The sequence below is a fragment of the Kitasatospora sp. NBC_01246 genome (assembly GCF_036226505.1).
In the GTDB taxonomy this organism is placed as follows: Bacteria; Actinomycetota; Actinomycetes; order Streptomycetales; family Streptomycetaceae; genus Kitasatospora.
The window spans coordinates 8,614,170-8,631,444 of record NZ_CP108484.1 but is presented as its reverse complement, the minus strand read 5'-3'; the positions used below and the strand labels follow the sequence as shown (position 1 = coordinate 8,631,444).

The window sequence follows — 17,275 nt, the reverse complement described above, 5'->3', positions numbered from 1 at the left end:
CACACCGGCTGCCAGCACCGACCGCGCACCGACGGCGGACAGGACCAGCGCGACGATCAGTACGGCGATACGTGTCGTCGCCGACCGGGTGCTGGGCGATGTGCACCGGCTCGCCGCCGACGACCAGCCGGTCCGGGACGTCGTCCCGGGTGTTCGCGTCCTCTCCGACGCTCACCACGGAGACCCTGCGTTCGGCCAGTGCGGCGGCCACGCCGAGCGCTCGGCACCCAGGTCCAGGAAACGCGCCCAGGAGGCACGCCTTCGGGCTCGCCCGCGCATGACCGGTTGGTTCCCAGGCGCAACAGCAGCGTTTCCGGTTTCGCCGCCCGCTCGTACCGGTCCGGTCCGGCAGCCGCCCGTGGTGCGAAGGGTCCGTCCGACACGGCTCGCCACCTGTCCACCGGCACCGGCCAGGCCCGCCTGACGACGGAAGCGGTCCCTGGGAGTGGCGGCTCGGGCCGCCCCATACCCCCACGCTACTCCGCTCCCACCGGGCCGATCCGGCCGGTCAGGAGCGCGGCGGCGGGGTGCCGTGGTCTCCGCGCCACTCGATCAGGAACAGGGTGGCGTCGTCACTCGTGTGCCCGCCCCGCTTCTCCTTCAGGATGTGGGAGAGCGCCCGCACCACGGCCCGCACCCCGTCCTGCGAGCGCTCGACGCGGTCGACCCAGTCGATGAGCTGTTCCTCCCCGAACTGCTCTCCGCCGGCCTCGCGCTCCTCGACCAGACCGTCGGTGAAGCACAGGACCCGGTCACCGTGCCGCAGCACCCGCTCGCTGACCACCGGTTCCTCGCCGCCGAACCCGACCGGCAGCGTGGTCGCGCCCTCCAGCCGCTCGACGACGACGTGGTCGCGGATCAGCAGCGGCGCGGGATGGCCGGCGTTGACCCACTCGAGCCGGCCGGTCACGGTGTCCAGGCGCATCATCTGCGCGGTGACGAAGTGGTCGGGTCCGAACTGCTGGGCGATCGCCCGGTCCATGAACGCGTAGATCTCGGCCAGTCCGATGTCGGCCCGCCGGGCGTGCCGGTACGCACCGATCGCGACGGTCGCCATGGTGGCGGCGTCCAGGCCATGACCCATCGCGTCGATCGTGGCCACGTGCAGGAAGTCGTCGTTGAGCGCGTAGTCGAAGCTGTCGCCGGCCACCTGGTAGGCGGGTTCGAGGATGCCCGCCACGGCTACCCGCGGCACCGCCATCGACAGTGGTGGCAGCAGAGACCACTGGATCTCCGCCGCCACGCTCATCGGTTCCAGGCGCCGGGCCTGGAAGATCCGGTCGGTGTAGCCGCTCTTGGTGATCAGCAGATCCGCGACCAGGGCGGCGAACCGGCGAAGGAGCCGCCGATCGTCGTCATCGACACTGTCCAGCGTGAGAGCCAGTACCCCGACCTCGTCGCCGCCGTCCAGCAACGGCAGGTACAGCCGCACGCCGTCGCGCTGCGGCACCTCGACGGGGACACCGCGTAGGAAGGCCGCACCCGCCGGTGAACCGTCGATCGGCACCGGCTCCCGGGGAGCCAGCCCCCGGCCGGGAAGCGGCACCAGCACCAGTTGGCCGTAGTCCTGCAACAGGAGCGCCGGGTCACGGCCGCCGAACCCGTTCACCGCGTCGGCGACCGACGGAGCGATCAGCCGAGGCGGAAGCTCGTGGGCCTGATCGAGCAGCCCGCCCAGCAGCCGTTCGCCGAACCCCTCCGTCCGGTCCGGCCCCGCTGCGGCAGACCGCCGCTCAACGCTCATCCCCGCTCCCCGCCCTCGTCCGCCTCGACATGCCAGTGCGTCCGCCCATGCCTGTCCTTCCATTACGCCCGACGGCGGCGCGTTGCGCCCCTGGCCACCCCGATCGCTCACCTCCCTGGCTCAACGCCACCGAGAGGTCGGCCCTGCAGCCCGTCACGGGTCGAAGATCCATCTGCTCACCGAACGTACCGGTGGCTTCCGCCGACTCCACCGCCGCTACGAACGCAAGGCCGACCACTTCGCCGCCTTCGCCAGCATCGCCGCAGCCCTCATCCGTCTACGAACACTCTGCTCCGTCTGCGAACACTCTGCGAATGAGAAGCCGTCTCAGGGCACGCTCGGCGAATCAGGGCGGTAGTCGTCGTAGTCGTTCCATCCCGACGATCGGGAAAGTTCTCTCCAGGTCGGCCAGATGCGGCCAGTCACCTGGCGGACGAGCTCGCCTGGCATCGTGAAGAGTGGTGCCTTGTGCGGCTTGCCCAGCGCCTGGCCGACAATGCTGTCGTGAAGGACTGCCGCCGCGTGCAGACGGGGCAGTACCCGGTGGACGCGTTCCGCGTAGCCGTCCGGGAGTCTGCTCGGGCCACCGCCCAGATCGAAGCCCGCACCGAGGGCGACCAGCGCGATCTCCGGCCGCTTCCGCAAGGCAATCTCACGGTCCACGTGTAGCGCGATTGCGTCCCACACGACCTCCGTTCGGTCCGGTGATACCCCCTGCTCGGTCAGAAAGCTGACCGCCAGATCGGCACCGTCCAGCTCGAACCGCTGGTCACCGTTGCCCTCGGTACTGAGCCCACAGTCGTGCAGGACGCATCCCAGGAAGAGCAGTTCGTCATCGTAGTCGCGGTCCGGCTGAAGACCACGCCGCTCACCGAGAAGGCGTCCGTAGAGGTAGGTGCGCAGGCTGTGATTGAAGATCGCGGCTGGGACCAGAGCCTGGGCGTGTCGCAGTGTGTCGTGCGCAAGCTCGGTTGCCGGGAAGGCCAGCTCGCCGTATTCGTCGTTCACAAGGCGGCTCGCCTGTTCGGGCGCGGCCGGTGACAGTTCTGCTCCCGCAACCCGTCGGGCGCCAAGCATTCCGCGATGGACACGCATCCCAGGCTACCAACGCCAAATGAGATGACTTCTCAGACAGCAGGTCACCTGCCGTCGCATTTGGCTACGCGGCACGGTTCTTGGGCCTACGCCGTCGACATGGCCTCAGCTGACGGGCGCCGCCGCCAGCAGTGCCGCAGCGGCTACCCGACCCGCAAGGCAGCCTGCCAAGCGCTGGAACACGCCCTCGATTACGAGCGCACCGGCCTCAACCTCGATGACGACCTGACGGTCGCCGGCTATCTGACCGAGTGGCTGCGCACCAAGCAGGACGTCCTCAAGCCCACCACTTACGCCCGCTACCGCGACCATGTACACAACGACCTCATCCCGGCCTTCGGCCGACTCAAGCCGTCCGACCCGCGCGAGCGGCACCTCACCGGCTGGAACGGCGCCGAGCTGGCCCGAGGGCGGGGGCGCACCAGCGTCTACCGTGCCGGTGCCACCCTCTCCAGCGCTCTGAACACCGCGGTCCGCACCCGGCGACCGGCCGACAATCCGGCGTGCTTCGCCGTCATGCCCCGCCCCTTCGCGCCCGAGCGGATCTGCTGGACTCCGTCGCAGGCTGCGGCGTTCCTGCGGCATAACCACGACGCCTACGGCGACCAGCTGGCGGATGCCTTCGAGGTGCTGCTGGGCACTGGGTTGCGTCGCGGGGAACTGCTGGGCCTGCACTGGCCAGAGGTCCACCTGGCCGAGCAGATGCTGCTGGTGCGGTGGAGCCCCACTGCCGTCCCGGCAGGCTTGCCCGTGCGGCCGCGGCGCGCCGCGCGAGTGTCCAATCCCGGGAACTGAAACCATTCGCCGCCGGGCTGCCGACGCGGTTACGGTGAGCGCCCGCCCAGAGGATCAAGGAGAGCACGCCATGTCCCGGGCGAAGACCCTGACGCTCTGGCGTCCGACCGGCCCGCAGGAGCTGGCCCTGGTCGAGGCATCGGGCTGGCGGGCCTGGCCGCCTCGCCTGCCCGAGCAGCCGAATCTTCTGCCGGCGGTGAGCAATATTCGGCGCGACCGAATGCACCCCGCGCTCAACACGTTGCGTCACAGGGCATCGGCAAGGCTTGGATTCTGCGCTCGCCACGGCACGGCACGGGTACGGCACCGCGCGGGCCGAGATCGGCCCGACAATGCCGGCCACCGTGTTCGACGTGAGGCCTTCTCACTGACGCCAGGGCGGGATTTCGCCGCGGGGCTGTTCGCCGCTGGGGAGAGACAGGAGCAGGCCGAGGGGGTGGAGGCGGCTGAGGCGGACGACGGCCGCGGCGACACCGCACAGCACGAAGGCCGCGATGAGGGTCCAGGCGATGCCGAGGGCGATGCAGGCGAGGGCCAGGCCCACGACGGCGGCGAGGAGGAGGGTGAAGCCCGCCGCTGTCGTGATCGCCGCGCGCCGGCGGCGGGTGCGGCTTTGGGTGCGTTCCCAGGTGGCGCCCGCGCCGGTCAGGAGGTCGATGAGTGCTTTGGTGTAGATCACGTTGAGGAACTGGTCGAAGAGGACCTCGGGCACGATCATGGCGGCCAGCAGCAGGGCCTTCCATCCGCCGCGTTTGGTGGCCCAGACGCGTTCGAAGGCGGCGATGGAGGTGATCGCGAGCCAGAACCACGGCCACCCGGGGAATCCCTTGGTGATGGTGTAGTAGAGCAGGACGGTGAGGAAGAAGGGGACGAAGGCCACGCTGAGGTAGGTGAGCAGTTGCCGGCAGATGTAGGGCAGGGTGACCCGGGTGGTGCCGTAGGCCTTGAGGTTGTCCAGGGCGCCGCGTTGCCAGCGCAGCCGCTGGTAGTACAGCCGCGACCAGGTGGGCATGAGTTCGGTGCCCACGATGCAGGCGCACGGTGACACGCAGCGGTAGCCGAGGTGTTTGAGTGCGAGGGTGAGCTCGTTGTCCTCGGTCAGTGACTCCACGTCGTAGACGTCGCGACCTCGGGGCAGTGAGCCATGGGCGCGGGCTTCGTGGACGTGACGCAGGGCGTGGACGGGGTAGAGGGTGGCGGTGCCGGTCAGGACGTCGGCGCGGCCGTGGCGGCGGTGGAGTTCACGGGCGTAGCGCACGTACTCGTTGTTCTGGAGGTGGCAGACCAGGCCGCGCAGGGGGTAGCCGAAGAAGATGGCGCCGACGCCGCCGATGGGCGACTGGTCGGGCTCCTGGTGGCGCAGGCGCCGGGCCGCCTCGGCGATGAACTGGGGGGACAGCGAGGTGTCGGAGTCCATGACCATGACGGCGTCGTCGTCGCCCAGCTGCGGCAGCAGCCGGTCCAGGACCTGGTTGAGCGCGCCTGCCTTGTCCTGGGTGTTGCCGACCGTTTCGACGGCCTTGGCTCCGTGGGCGGTACTGATCCGAGCGGTCTGGTCGGTGCAGCGGTCGGCGACCACGATGACCTCGTCCGGGGGTCTGGTCTGAGCCGCCAGGGACTCCAGGGTCTCGGCGATGAGCGCTTCCTCGTTGTGGGCCGGTACCAGCACGACGATCCGTCCCGGCCCGGCGTGGCGCAGGTCCGGGATGTGCCCGGGCTTGGTGCGGCCCTCCCGCGTGAGGTCCCTGGGCTGGCGTACGAACGCCGGCCCGCGCGCCTGCTTGCGCGTCTGTCCCCGTGTCGGTCCGAACCGGCTCACCAGTGACTCCTTCACATCCCACGGCGCCGAGCGGCCGGGCCGAAGCCTCGAAGCCCCACGTACAGGATTCTGGCGCGGGATTGCCCCGGCCCGGGTGGCACTTGATCCGAACAGAGCAACGGTCGTCCCCCAGCCGGGGCTGCGGTGGGTCTGTCGGAGTACTCGGCAGGCGGTGCCGCTCGGGTCGTGTAGGTGTCCCTGCCTTACGCGGAGGTGTAGAGCGGGGAGGCGATGCCTGTGCGGAAGGCGCTCAGGGCCGCGGGGGAGGACCAGAGGCGCCAGTCGGTCTCCTTGTCGGCGTTGAACCACATCAGGCCGCTGATCCGCGTGTCGCGGGCGATGGCGGCGAACATCGCCGTGATCCAGGCGGCCTTGTCGCCGCCCCGCTCCGTGCAGCCGACCTCGGTGAGCCAGAGCGGCTTCACGGTGAGGGTGCGGATGGTGGCGATGGTGGGGTTGAAGACCTCATCGAAGCTCTGCCAGGTACTACCGCTGCGGGAGGTGCCCCAGTTGTAGCCGTCGACGCCCACCAGGTCCACATACTCGTCGCCCGGGTAGACCTCGGACAGGGGCGTCGAGTCGGTGTACTGGTTGATCGGGGTCCACAGCCATTTCACGTTGGTGGCGCCAACCGCGGTGAAGACCGTCCGGATGTGCTTCCACGCCGCGACGTACTGCGCGGTGGTGTTCCCGTTGACTCCTGGATCCCACGGGTTCCAGTTTCCGTTCATCTCCGCGCCCCATCGCAGGTAGACGGTCGTGCCGAAGGCTCTCGCGGCGGTCGCCCACTGCGCGATGTACGCGTCGAAGTTCCCGGCGAGGATCTTCGACAGTGCGTAGGCGGGCTGGGTCGCGCCGCCGGTCCAGTCCCAGGACTCCCATGTGATGAACGGCGTCTGCCCGCGCGAGCGGACGTAGGCGGCGTCGGAGGCGGGGAACGGCTGCCGGCCCTCCCACTCGACGTACCACTGCACCGTGCTGGGGCGCCGCCCCACGGCAGCGTCATACCGCTCCAGCTGACCGTGCCATCCCGCCGGATCCCCATAGGGGTCGGGGATATAAGCCCCCGTGGTGATTCTGCGGACCGCCGAGGCACTCCCCTCGGGCGAGGCCGCGTGGAGATCAGCGCCGGCGGAAACCAGTGCCAGCAGGATCAGCAACGTCCAGGCCTTCATCCGCGGCCCATCCGGAGAACCGGCGTTGACACCCCGGACAGCGAACACCTCACGGGTTCAGACATGTCCATCCTCGCCTTTCGGTGGCCGATCCCCAGGATCACGCAGTGAAAGCCCGCCAGTACGCAGTCGCAGATCCGGCGCCATGAACCCACGCGTCGTCACCGCGCCAGCCAGACTGCCGAGTCGCCGGGCAGCAACCCGTCCTCCAGGGGAACACTGCTCAGCAGCACCTCCCGGTGGTCCGGCAGCCGAGCCGCGCCCTGGCCCAAGTTGACGACGCATTGGAAACCCGGGGGACGCGTGAAGGACAACACGTCGGGTACGGCGGTGGTATCCCAGGCCAAACTCCCATCGCCCAGCGCCGGGTGGACCCGGCGGATCCGCAGTGCCCTCCGGTACAGCTCGAGCATCGACTGCTCGTCGCCCGTCTGCGCCTGCACGGTGAGCTGCTTCCACTGCGGAGGCTGAGGCAGCCACGGGACTTTCTGGGCGTGGTCGGGGCTGAAGCCGAACGGCGGGGCGTCGCCGGACCAGGGCATCGGCAGACGGCATCCGTCGCGGCCGCGGTCCGTGTGTCCCGAGCGCTCCCAGGTGGGGTCCTGCAGGGTCTCGTCGGGCAGGTCCTCCACCTCCCACAGGCCCAGCTCCTCGCCCTGGTACAGGTAGGCGCAGCCCGGAAGCGCCAGCATGAGCAGAGCTGCGGTCTGAGCGCGCCGCGTGCCCAGAGCCAGGTCGACCGGGCCGTCGGGGGAATGGTTGGCGAGGGTGTGTACCGGACCGTCGGACTGTGGCCTGCCGTAGCGGGTGAGGTGGCGCAGGACATCGTGGTTGGAGAGCGCCCAGATCGCCGGGGCACCGACGGCCGCCATCGCCGAAAGGGAGCTGTCGATCGCGATACGCAGCGTATCCGCCCGCCACGGGGCCGTCAGATAGTCGAAGTTGAAGGCGGTGTGCAGTTCGCCGGGCCGGACGTAGCGGGCCAGGCGTTCGGACGCGCCGACGCACGCCTCCGCGACGAACACGCGAGGCTCGGGGTAGGAGTCGGCCACCGCGCGCCAGCCGCGGAAGATCTCGTGGACCCCTTCGCGGTCCCAGTGGGGGTGTCCGGGATGAGCCGCCGAGGCGATGAGTTCAATGTCCGAGGGGCCCAGGTCGGGTAGACCCGGGGCTTTGATCATGGCATGCGCGACATCGATGCGGATCCCGTCGACGCCCAGATCGAACCAGAACCGCAGGATCGACTCGAATTCCCGGCGGACCAGGCAACTGTCCCAGTTGAGGTCGGGTTGCTCGGGCGCGAACAGATGGAGGTACCACGACCCGGCCCTGCCGTCGGGTTCGACGATGCGGGTCCACGCGGAACCACCGAAGACGCTGCGCCAGTTGTTGGGCGGGGCATCACCCTTTGGGCCGGTGCCCGGCCTGAAGATGTAGCGGTCGCGCTCGACGCAGTCCGGGCCGCCGGCCAGCGCCTCGTGGAACCACGGGTGCTGGGAGGAGGTGTGATTGGGCACGATGTCGATCAGGATGCGCAGGCCCAGAGCATGGATCTCCTCGATCATCGCGAGGGCGTCGGACAGGGTGCCGAAGGCGGGATCGATCGCCCGGTAGTCGGAGACGTCGTAGCCGCCGTCGACCATCGGCGAGGGGAACCAGGGATTGATCCACAGCGCGTCCACACCTAGCCCCGCCAGGTAGGGCAAGCGCTGGTACAGCCCGGTGAGGTCCCCGACGCCGTCACCGTTCCCATCGGCGAAACTGCGCAGGTAGACCTGGTAGCAGACGGCCTCGCGCCACCAGTCGCGAACATCGGCAGACGTCCGGTTCCCCGGAGCGGCCAGAGCTCGCCCGAGGGCGCGCCGGCGTCGTTGTTCCGCTCTCATCGGCCCAGAATGCCGCGTACACGGACGGACCGTAGTTCTGGCGCGCCAAAGAGGCGAACCGCCTCTGCTGAGAGCGGTGAGGGTTGGGTGCGGTGACGGTCGGCGACCGCTCTTCGGCGGATGCCGTCGCGCGGCAGACGGTGGTGTGGCACATGAACGAGGGGTGAAGCGGTTGACGCAGCAGAGGCCTTTACGCAGCGCTCCGATTCAATTACGCTAAGTGAGTTATATGAGTCGTCTCCTCATCGAGGCACGCTGAATGAACGAGCCTGCCACCGTTCCTGACCGGCTCGAACCCGCTCCGTGTTGATTGACAGTGCTGCTTTGCCGCGGCCGAACTCCTCATCGGACCTCAATTTTGAATCGACCTATCGACTCGATGCGAGCTTGAACGGAGATCACCATGGCCACCAGCTACTGGTTCAACGTCCTGGACTACGGCGCCACCGGCAACGGCGTCACCGACGACACCACCGCGATCCAGACCGCGATCAACGCGGTGCCCTCCTCCGGCGGAACGGTCGTCTTCCCCGCAGGCACCTACAAGACCTCCTCCGTGCTGGTGGCCCGCTCCAACCTGACCCTCGAGGGCGTCAGTGACGGCTCGTCGGTGATCGCACAGAGCAGCACCACGGCCAACGGGCTGACCGGCTCGGACATCACCCGGTTGACCATCCAGGACCTCACCATCCAAGGGCCGGGCAGCGGCAGTGGCAAGGGCATCGTGCTCACGCGGTCGGCCAACCCCGCGACCGTCTCGCTGGCGTTCGCGCGGATGACCGTGAAGTTCTTCGGCGACACCGGAATCGACCTCTCCAACCCGATCGTCTCCACGTTCGAAGGCGTGACCTCGGCCAACCACGGCAACCACGGCTGGAACATCCACGGGGTCTCCGGAGGCGCCGCAGGGACCAGCTGCTCGTTCACCTCCTGCTACGCCGACACCGTCACCAACGCGGGCTTCCACATCGACACCATGGCCTACTGCTCCTTCGTCGGCTGCGCGGCGGACCACTGCGGCATCGGCTACGAGGTGACCGGCGTCGGCACCCAGGGCATCAGCTTCACCGGATGCGGCGCCGAATCCGCGGTCAACCGCGGCACCGGGTACAACGGCTACAGCTGGAAGATCAACGCCGCGATCGGTGTGGGCCTGTACAACTCCTTCACCTACGACAGCCCCAACATCAGCATCTGGGTCACCGGTGCCGCACGAGCCGTCAGCATCCTGGGGTTCGCCGAGAACACCCCCACCGTCTCGGCGGTCAGCTCGGTCAAGGTCGACGCCGGCTGTTCGGCCACCCTCGGCGATGTCAGCAACGTGAAACCCCTGTCGCTGGCCGGCTACACCAACGTCATCAACGACACCGCCGGCGGCACGGTGGCCAGCGGCTTCGTCTACGGCTCGAACTCCGCCTACTACGAAGGCAACGTCTCCACCACCGCCTCCCCGACCTCGGCCGAACACCTGACCCGCAAGGACTACGTCGACGCGAAGGTCGACCCCGCCCCCGTCACCCTCACCGACGCCGCCACCATCGCCACCAACGCCGCACTGGGAAGCCTGTTCCGCGTCACCCTCAAAGGCAACCGAACCCTGGGCACTCCCACCAACCCCACCGACGGACAACGCATCACCTGGGAACTCATCCAGGACGCAACCGGCAGCCGCGCGCTCATCCTCAGCTCCGCGTTCGCCCTGGGCACCACCGTCTCCTCGACCACACTCACCACAACGCCGAACAAGCGGGACTTCCTCACCGCGATCTACAACGCCACCACCGCCAAGTGGTACGTGATCAACTTCGTCAAAGGCTACTGACAGCTCGACCTTGCAGCGGGTCATGATCTCGGTGTGGGCCTGTACGGTGACCGGCTCCGTCCCGTCGTCGGCTCTGTCTCGCAATCGGCCCTGTGCCGCAATCGGTGGTGACCAAGTGTGACGGTCGTCGTCGGCATGGCGTGCGAGACGTCAACGAGCTTGTGGGCGTGGTGTTTTCGGGCCTGTCAGCCCTGGTCGTCGAGGGTGTGGCGGACGAGGGCGAGGTGATCCGGGTGTCGGCGCGGACGCGGGACGAGCCGGCACCGCGACCTGCCGGTGCACGATCGCGGCAAGCGCAACACTCCACCCGCGGGATCACTACCTGCGCCTCCCGGGCACTTGTCGCCTCATAAAGGGATCGCTGCAGCTCAGAGCCCTCAGGGACGTCAGAGTGGTCGCATTGCTGTCGCACGCGTTTCCTGTTGAGGCGAACACGGCGGCTTCGACGCCGGCCCCAACCAGGCCCTCGCCGACTACCTCACCACCTCGAAGTACTCCGCGAGGGAGTAGGGGTGCTTCGGGTCCGTGAGCATCCGATGGATGAACTCCGCCGCCGAAGAGTCGAAACGCTCCCAGGGCTCCCACTTGTCGCTGCGGGCGAAGACCGGCCATTCCTCCGGATCCGGATCAGCAACATGCCAGCAGAATGAGTGTCCGGCCGAGGTCCTTGCCCACCGGAGAATCCTGATCGTGGGCTCGCTGGAGGGAGCGGATCCGGCGAAATCGGCGCGGTCCGCCGCGATGAGATCAAGGGCCAAATGCCGCGCCTTCGGAACACAGAGGTCGACATCGTCGTCGAAGGTGCCCGCGCCAAAGGTCTCGGCCAGCAGCTTGTAGTCCCGGGGAAGGCAAAGGCCAAGCTCCCGTTCCACGGCCTCCCAGTCGAGTGGCCGCCGATCCCCGCTCCAACCGGTCAGAGCGGCCAGTTCCTCGGCCCACGACGGCTCAGCGGGTTCCATGGCGTGATCATCAACGCAGTCCACGCTCAGGAGTAAACCGCATGACGCTGACACTGCTCACAAGGGGACACATGATCCGGGTCCACGGACTGAGCACGTTGAACGTACCCGGGCTCGAGTAGCTGCCCCGGGGCGGTGCCGCGACCGCCAACGGGCCAGCAAAGCCGGTGGGCCTTTCTGGTTGCCGCCCGTTCTCCTGAGGCCGAGCCAGCCGGGGCGTGAGGGCTGAGCCGGCAGTTGACCATGACACGGTGTGAGGGGGTTGACTGCTCCCACCTGCCCGGTGATCCGCCGGCGGAGATCACCGCTGTCCCCACGAAGGGTTCCTCGTGCTCGGCTACGTCGGCTCCGGTCCTTACTGCTACACGAACTCGCTGGCCATGATGCTGGGTGGGGAGTCTCCCTCGACCGCAGTCATCGAGACGCTGACGGGTTCGCCGTTCGGCGCCCAGCTCATCGCCGGTTCCCTGCCGTTGTTCGACCCATACGGCTGGCACCCCGAGGTCGGCCTCGACGCCGCAATCGCACTGTCGGGCTGGAGCTGTGAGCGCAGCGACGGCGGAACGTCGGCCGAGGCGCTGGAACGGCTGCGGGAGGCCTGCTCGCGGGGGCCGGTCCTGGTCGGGCCGGTGGACATGGGCCTGCTGCTGTACCAGCCCGGCACACCGAACGCCGACGGTGGCGACCACTACGTCGTGGTGCTTGCTGCCGACCAGGACAGCGTCGAACTCCACGACCCCCACGGCCACCCATACGCGACCCTGCCCACGCACGCTTTCCTCTCCGCCTGGGAGGCGAAAGCGATCAGCTACATCGACGCCCCCTTCGTGCTACGGGCCGGCTTCGTGCGCCACTACGAGGTCACTCCTGCCGACGCACTCAGGCAGTCGCTGCCGGGAGCCGCCCGCTGGCTGGCCGTCCGTGACGACCTGCCCATGCCGCCCGGCTCGCTGGGCGGAGCCGCCGCCGTCGAGACGCTCGCCGACATGGTCGCCCAGGGCACGCCCCCCGGTATCCGCACACTGCTCACCGCGTTCGGCGTCCGCGTGGGAGCACGCCGTCTGAGCGACGCGGCGACCTGCCTGGAAGAGCTGGGACTGTCGCACGCGGCCTCCATCGCGCAGCGCCAGGCCCGGCTCCTGGGCAGCCTCCAGTATCCGCTGGTGCACGGCGACGACCACACCGCAGCAGCGCAGCTGCGGCAACTCGCCCCCACCTATGCGCAGCTGCACACGGTCCTGACTGCGGCAATGGACAACGCCCTCTGAACGAAAGAAGGAGCGCGTCCAATCCTCCAGGGACCTTCCCCGCAAGGGTCGGCCGGATGAGGCGAGCCGAGCCCGTTCGCCTGTACTCGGCCGAGCACTTTGATGAGTACCTGGACACTCGTGCGCAGAGCGATGGCAAACACCGCCTCCTCGACGCCCTACGAGCTCGACCGCACACTCCGCCGCGAGTTGCGCCGAATCCAACTCCGACCCCACCTGATCGACGGATGCCTGACCGCCACCGGCCTGACTCTCAGACCACCGACCCCACCCTGAACACCTCAGTAACGGCTGCGATCCCCCACTCTCCCGACCGGGCGAGCTCCCCCAGCCGCTCCTGGACCGAGGGCTTCGCCGACTCCGTGGCGGCCGCTCTCGCCGCCTTCAGCGGCCTCCGCGTGGACACAGTCGGCATCGTCGTCTGGAAGGCCACCGGCGCTGCACGCGCCGACCGCTGGGGCCTGCCGTGACCTGCGGCGCCGGCGCCCTGCCCCGGCAGGTGCGGGGGCTTGATTCCCGTGATCCCGGGCAGACGGCGGTGGTGCTGAGAATCCTGTCCGTGGTCCTGATGATGTGCGTCGCCGTCCTCGCCGTCCTCGCCGCCGGCCTCTGGTCGCCGTGGTGGTGGGCGGTGGCCGGCCCCTTGCTGGCCGTCGCGCTGCTGGGCGTCTGGGACCTGCTCCAACGCCGCCATTCGGTGCTGCGCAACTACCCGGTCCTGGGCCACCTGCGGTTCCTGATGGAGAGCATCCGTCCCGAACTCCAGCAGTACTTCGTGGAGCGCAACTTCGACGGGCGGCCCTTCGACCGGGACACCCGCTCCATCGTCTACGAGCGGGCCAAGGGCACCGACGCCGAGGAGCCGTTCGGCACCGAGCTCGACCTCTACGCGGCGGGCCGGGAGTTCCTGGTCCCGTCGATGGCCCCGTGTCCCGTGCCCAAGGACGCGCCGCGGGTGCGAATCGGCGGCCCGGACTGCACCCAGCCCTACGACATGGCGCTGCTCAACGTCTCCGCGATGTCCTTCGGTTCGCTGTCGGCCAACGCCGTGCTCGCTCTCAACACCGGTGCCGCCCTCGGCGGATTCGCGCACGACACCGGTGAGGGCGGCCTCTCCGAGTACCACCTCCGCCCCGGCGGCGACCTGGTGTGGGAGATCGGCACGGGCTACTTCGGCTGCCGTACCGGGGACGGAGACTTCGACCCGGACCAGTTCGTCGAGAAGGCGGCGCACCCGCACGTCAAGTGCGTGTCGCTGAAGCTCAGCCAGGGGGCCAAGCCCGGTATCGGCGGTGTGCTGCCCGGCGCCAAGGTCAATGCGGAGATCGCCGAGGTCCGCGGTGTTCCGCAGGGCCGGACCGTCAACTCGCCGCCCTACCACCGGGTCTTCAGCACTCCACGCGAGCTGGTGCGCTTCGTCGCGCGGATGCGCGAGCTGTCCGGTGGCAAGCCCACCGGCTTCAAGCTCTGCGTCGGCTCGCGCCGCCAGTTCCTCGCCGTCTGCAAGGCGATGCTGGAGGAAGGCACCACCCCGGACTTCATCATCGTGGACGGCGCGGAGGGCGGCACCGGCGCCGCACCACTGGAGTTCGCCGACAACATCGGCCTCCCGCTCACCGACGGCCTGATGATCGTCCAGAACGCCCTGGTGGGCACCGGCCTGCGCGAGCGGATCAGGATCGGCGCCAGCGGCAAGGTCGCCACCGGCAGCGACCTGGTGAGGCGGCTCGCGCTCGGCGCCGACTTCACCAACGCCGCCCGGGCGATGATGTTCGCCGTCGGCTGCATCCAGGCCCAGCGCTGCCACACCAACACCTGCCCGGTGGGCGTGGCCACCCAGGACCCGCGTCGTGCCCGGGCACTGGATGTCGGCGACAAGTCGCAGCGCGTGATGCGGTTCCAGGAGGCGACCGTCAAGAGCGCCCTTCAGATCATGGCCTCGATGGGCGTGACGGACCCGGCCGAGCTGGGCCCGCACATGCTGCAGCTGCGGGTGGACACCCACACCATGAGCTCCTACGCCGACATCCACTCCTGGCTGACCCCCGGCGAACTGCTCCAGGACCCGCCCGCGGCCTGGGCCGCGGACTGGCACGCCGCCGATCCCGACCGCTTCACCGTCTGACCGCCCGCTCCCACCCTGCGCCCATCAGCCCGCTCCCACCCTGCGCCCATCAGCCCGCTCCCACCCTCCGGAGGACCACCCCCATGGCACGCACCGTTGCCCATGTGATCATCGACGCCCTGCAGGACCTCGGTGTGCGACACGTGTTCGGCGTCGTCGGCGACGCGCTGAACCCGCTGACCGACGCCATCCGCAGCACCGAGGGCGTGGAGTGGGTCGGCTGCCGCCACGAGGAGGCAGCCGCGTTCGCCGCCGGTGCCCAGTCGCAGCTGTCCGGCACGCTGGGCGTCTGCATGGGCACCGTCGGGCCCGGCGCCGTGCACCTGCTGAACGGCCTGTACGACGCGGCGAAGAGCCGCACCCCGGTGTTGGCCATCGCCGGTCAGGTGCCCCTCACCGAGGTCGGCAACGACTACTTCCAGGAGGTCGACAACGACCTGCTCTTCCGCGACGTCGCGGTCTTCCGGGCCACGGTCACCTCGCCCGACCAGATGCCCCGGCTGCTGGAGTCCGCGGTGCGCGCCGCGATCAGCGAAAGCGGCGTGGCCGTGCTGACCGTGCCCGGCGACCTCGGCGAACAGGAGATCGGCGACGACCGTCCGGCCCGCTTCCCGCGCACCCGCCCGGTCACCCGCCCGGACGAGCCGGGCATCCTGGAGGCCGCCGAGCTTATCAACGCCGCCGACAAGGTCACCCTGCTGGTCGGCAGGGGTGCCCGACAGGCCCGTGAGGAGGTGCTGACCCTCGCCGAGCGGACCGCCGCTCCCATGGTCCTCACCCTGAAGGCGAAGGAGGGCTTCGAAGCGGACAACGAGTACCAGGTCGGCCAGACCGGCCTGATCGGCAACCCCGCCGCCGCCCGGGCGCTGGACGGCTGCGACCTGCTGGTGATGCTCGGCACCGACTTCCCCTACCGGGACTGGTACCCGACCGACTGCAAGGTCGTCCAGATCGACGTCCAGGAGCGCAACCTCGGGCGCCGCATCCCGCTCGACGCCGGTCTGGCCGGCGACGTCGGGGCGACCCTGCGCGCGCTCCTGCCCCACCTGAACGAGGGAGCGGGACGGGACCGCGAGCACCTGGAGTCCGCGCGCAAGGAGTTCACCCACTGGCAGGCCGGCCAGGCCAAGCTGGCCGACCCGTCCCACGACAAGCGCCTCACGGGCCGGCTGCGCCGGGCCCTCGACAACCCGGGCCACGACATCCGCCCCGAGGCCCTGGCCGCCGCGGTGAACGAACTGGCGGACCAGGACGCGGTCTTCACCTCCGACACCGGCATGGCGACGGTCTGGCTCTCCCGCTTCGTCACCATGCACGGCGAGCGGCGCCTGCTGGGCTCCTACAATCTCGGCTCGATGGCCAACGCCATGCCGCAGGCCCTCGGTGCCCAGCTCTGGGCGCCCGAGCGGCAAGTCATCGCGTTCTGCGGCGACGGCGGCCTGAGCATGCTGCTCGGCGACCTGATGACGATCAAGACGCACCGGCTGCCGGTCAAGCTGGTCGTCTTCGACAACCGGCGCCTCGGCATGGTCAAGCTCGAACAGGAGCAGGCGGGCCTGGTCGAGTTCGGCACCGAGCTCGACAACCCCGACTTCGCCGCCGTGGCCAACGCCCTGGGCCTGACCGGCATCCGCGTCACCGACCCCGCCACCCTCCACGACAGCGTCCGGCGCGCCCTCAGCACCCCGGGCCCGGTCCTGCTCGACGTCCTCACCAACCCGCAGGAGCTGGCCGTTCCCGGCAAGCCCACCGCGCAACAGGGCTGGGGCTTCGCCATCGCCAAGCTCAAAGAGACCTTGCAGAGCAAGGAGAGCTGACGCCCCGGCACGGTGCCCCCGGAGCCGACCCGACAGAAGCGCGACCCGGAGCACCCGCGCGCCACCGTGCAGCGGTGGCTGGATGCCCAAACAGGTGCAAAAAGGCCCCACTCCCCGTGCATGAACCCGCCGAACCGGGTCAGACGAAGACCAAGTCCGCTGCTACGAAAGGTGATTCCGTGGAGAACATCATGTGGGAATACCAGGAGAACTCCGGCTACCAGACCGGCACGGACCTGACCGGCTACAAGGTCGAGGCCACCGACGGCCACATCGGCAAGGTCGACAAGCACTCCGGGGACGTGGACGCCCGCTACATCGTGGTGGACACCGGCCCGTGGATCTTCGGCAAGCACGTGCTGCTCCCCGCCGGCACCGTCACCTCGATCGACACCGCCAACGAGACCATCCACGTCAGCCGCACCAAGGAAGAGATCAAGAACTCCCCCGAGTTCGACAAGGACAAGCACCCCGGCGACACCGACTACCACCAGCAGGTCGGCAACTACTACAACGGCAACCGGTCGAACTACTGACCATTGCCACACCCCGCGAGGCGGCCCGCACAGGACGACTGTGCGGGCCGCCTCGCGCGCTGCCGTGCTCGGCGGCCGGTCCTGACCTTGCCCGGGGGCCACGCCCCCTGAGCAGCCCCGAGGAGCGAGCGCACCGCAGAAGTCGAACCAGGACCGGTTCTCGCGAACAGCGCCGGCAGGGCACAGGTCCGGTGCCCGACCCGTCCCACGAGGGCGCTGCGCAACGGCGCGGGG

Annotated in this window: 12 protein-coding genes and 1 pseudogene; 7 read left to right on the top strand and 6 right to left on the bottom strand. The window is 69.2% G+C overall.

The annotated features are described in order from the left end of the window. Positions 1-508: 508 nt before the first annotated feature. On the bottom strand, positions 509-1,744 hold the full coding sequence (locus OG618_RS36295) for a PP2C family protein-serine/threonine phosphatase (RefSeq protein ID WP_329491880.1): 1,236 nt from the start codon (positions 1,742-1,744) through the stop codon (positions 509-511). A gap of 327 nt (positions 1,745-2,071) precedes the next feature. Further along, positions 2,072-2,752: an HD domain-containing protein gene (locus OG618_RS36285; protein WP_329491879.1), complete on the bottom strand. Its 681-nt coding sequence runs from the start codon at positions 2,750-2,752 to the stop codon at positions 2,072-2,074. 186 nt (positions 2,753-2,938) lie between these two features. On the opposite strand from OG618_RS36285, the gene OG618_RS36280 reads away from it, so the two are divergent. After that, positions 2,939-3,634, top strand: coding sequence for a tyrosine-type recombinase/integrase (locus OG618_RS36280; RefSeq protein ID WP_329491878.1), 696 nt, complete (start codon positions 2,939-2,941; stop codon positions 3,632-3,634). Between the two features lie 364 nt (positions 3,635-3,998). Here OG618_RS36280 and OG618_RS36270 read toward each other — a convergent pair whose 3' ends face one another. The 3 genes from OG618_RS36270 to OG618_RS36260 form a co-directional block, all read right to left on the bottom strand. Beyond that, positions 3,999-5,453, bottom strand: coding sequence for a glycosyltransferase (locus OG618_RS36270; RefSeq protein ID WP_329491877.1), 1,455 nt, complete (start codon positions 5,451-5,453; stop codon positions 3,999-4,001). A 203-nt stretch (positions 5,454-5,656) separates the two neighbouring features. Beyond that, a complete protein-coding gene (locus tag OG618_RS36265; RefSeq protein WP_329491876.1) occupies positions 5,657-6,448 on the bottom strand; it encodes a glycoside hydrolase family 26 protein in 792 nt (263 codons plus the stop codon). A gap of 341 nt (positions 6,449-6,789) precedes the next feature. Then, on the bottom strand, positions 6,790-8,514 hold the full coding sequence (locus tag OG618_RS36260; RefSeq protein WP_329491875.1) for a glycoside hydrolase family 13 protein: 1,725 nt from the start codon (positions 8,512-8,514) through the stop codon (positions 6,790-6,792). Between the two features lie 403 nt (positions 8,515-8,917). Between OG618_RS36260 and OG618_RS36255 the strand changes: the two genes are divergently transcribed. Further along, positions 8,918-10,336, top strand: a complete 1,419-nt coding sequence (locus OG618_RS36255) for a glycosyl hydrolase family 28-related protein (protein WP_329491874.1) — start codon at positions 8,918-8,920, stop codon at positions 10,334-10,336. Positions 10,337-10,809: 473 nt separating this feature from the next. Here the strand turns inward: OG618_RS36255 and OG618_RS36250 are convergent, their stop codons facing one another. Then, positions 10,810-11,295: an SMI1/KNR4 family protein gene (locus OG618_RS36250; RefSeq protein ID WP_329491873.1), complete on the bottom strand. Its 486-nt coding sequence runs from the start codon at positions 11,293-11,295 to the stop codon at positions 10,810-10,812. Between the two features lie 329 nt (positions 11,296-11,624). Between OG618_RS36250 and OG618_RS36245 the strand changes: the two genes are divergently transcribed. The 5 genes and pseudogenes from OG618_RS36245 to OG618_RS36230 all read left to right on the top strand — a co-directional run bounded on the left by OG618_RS36245 (position 11,625) and on the right by OG618_RS36230 (position 17,041). Continuing rightward, on the top strand, positions 11,625-12,563 hold the full coding sequence (locus OG618_RS36245; protein WP_329491872.1) for a hypothetical protein: 939 nt from the start codon (positions 11,625-11,627) through the stop codon (positions 12,561-12,563). A gap of 105 nt (positions 12,564-12,668) precedes the next feature. Beyond that, a pseudogene (locus OG618_RS38135) lies at positions 12,669-12,839 on the top strand (IS630 family transposase); the annotation flags it as partial. Positions 12,840-13,131: 292 nt separating this feature from the next. Continuing rightward, positions 13,132-14,688: an FMN-binding glutamate synthase family protein gene (locus tag OG618_RS36240; protein WP_442906976.1), complete on the top strand. Its 1,557-nt coding sequence runs from the start codon at positions 13,132-13,134 to the stop codon at positions 14,686-14,688. Positions 14,689-14,771: 83 nt separating this feature from the next. After that, a complete protein-coding gene (locus OG618_RS36235; protein ID WP_329491870.1) occupies positions 14,772-16,505 on the top strand; it encodes a thiamine pyrophosphate-dependent enzyme in 1,734 nt (577 codons plus the stop codon). A gap of 191 nt (positions 16,506-16,696) precedes the next feature. Beyond that, positions 16,697-17,041 carry a PRC-barrel domain-containing protein gene (locus tag OG618_RS36230; RefSeq protein WP_442906975.1) on the top strand — a complete coding sequence of 115 codons (345 nt, stop codon included), beginning with the start codon at positions 16,697-16,699 and terminating at the stop codon, positions 17,039-17,041. Positions 17,042-17,275: the final 234 nt, after the last annotated feature.

Coding starts and splice junctions, on each gene's coding strand:
- OG618_RS36280 (WP_329491878.1), top strand. CDS start 2,939: ATGGCCTCAGCTGACGGGCGCCGCCGCCAGCAGTGCCGCAGCGGCTAC.
- OG618_RS36260 (WP_329491875.1), bottom strand. CDS start 8,514: ATGAGAGCGGAACAACGACGCCGGCGCGCCCTCGGGCGAGCTCTGGCC.
- OG618_RS36240 (WP_442906976.1), top strand. CDS start 13,132: ATGATGTGCGTCGCCGTCCTCGCCGTCCTCGCCGCCGGCCTCTGGTCG.
- OG618_RS36250 (WP_329491873.1), bottom strand. CDS start 11,295: ATGGAACCCGCTGAGCCGTCGTGGGCCGAGGAACTGGCCGCTCTGACC.
- OG618_RS36230 (WP_442906975.1), top strand. CDS start 16,697: ATGTGGGAATACCAGGAGAACTCCGGCTACCAGACCGGCACGGACCTG.
- OG618_RS36295 (WP_329491880.1), bottom strand. CDS start 1,744: ATGAGCGTTGAGCGGCGGTCTGCCGCAGCGGGGCCGGACCGGACGGAG.
- OG618_RS36255 (WP_329491874.1), top strand. CDS start 8,918: ATGGCCACCAGCTACTGGTTCAACGTCCTGGACTACGGCGCCACCGGC.
- OG618_RS36235 (WP_329491870.1), top strand. CDS start 14,772: ATGGCACGCACCGTTGCCCATGTGATCATCGACGCCCTGCAGGACCTC.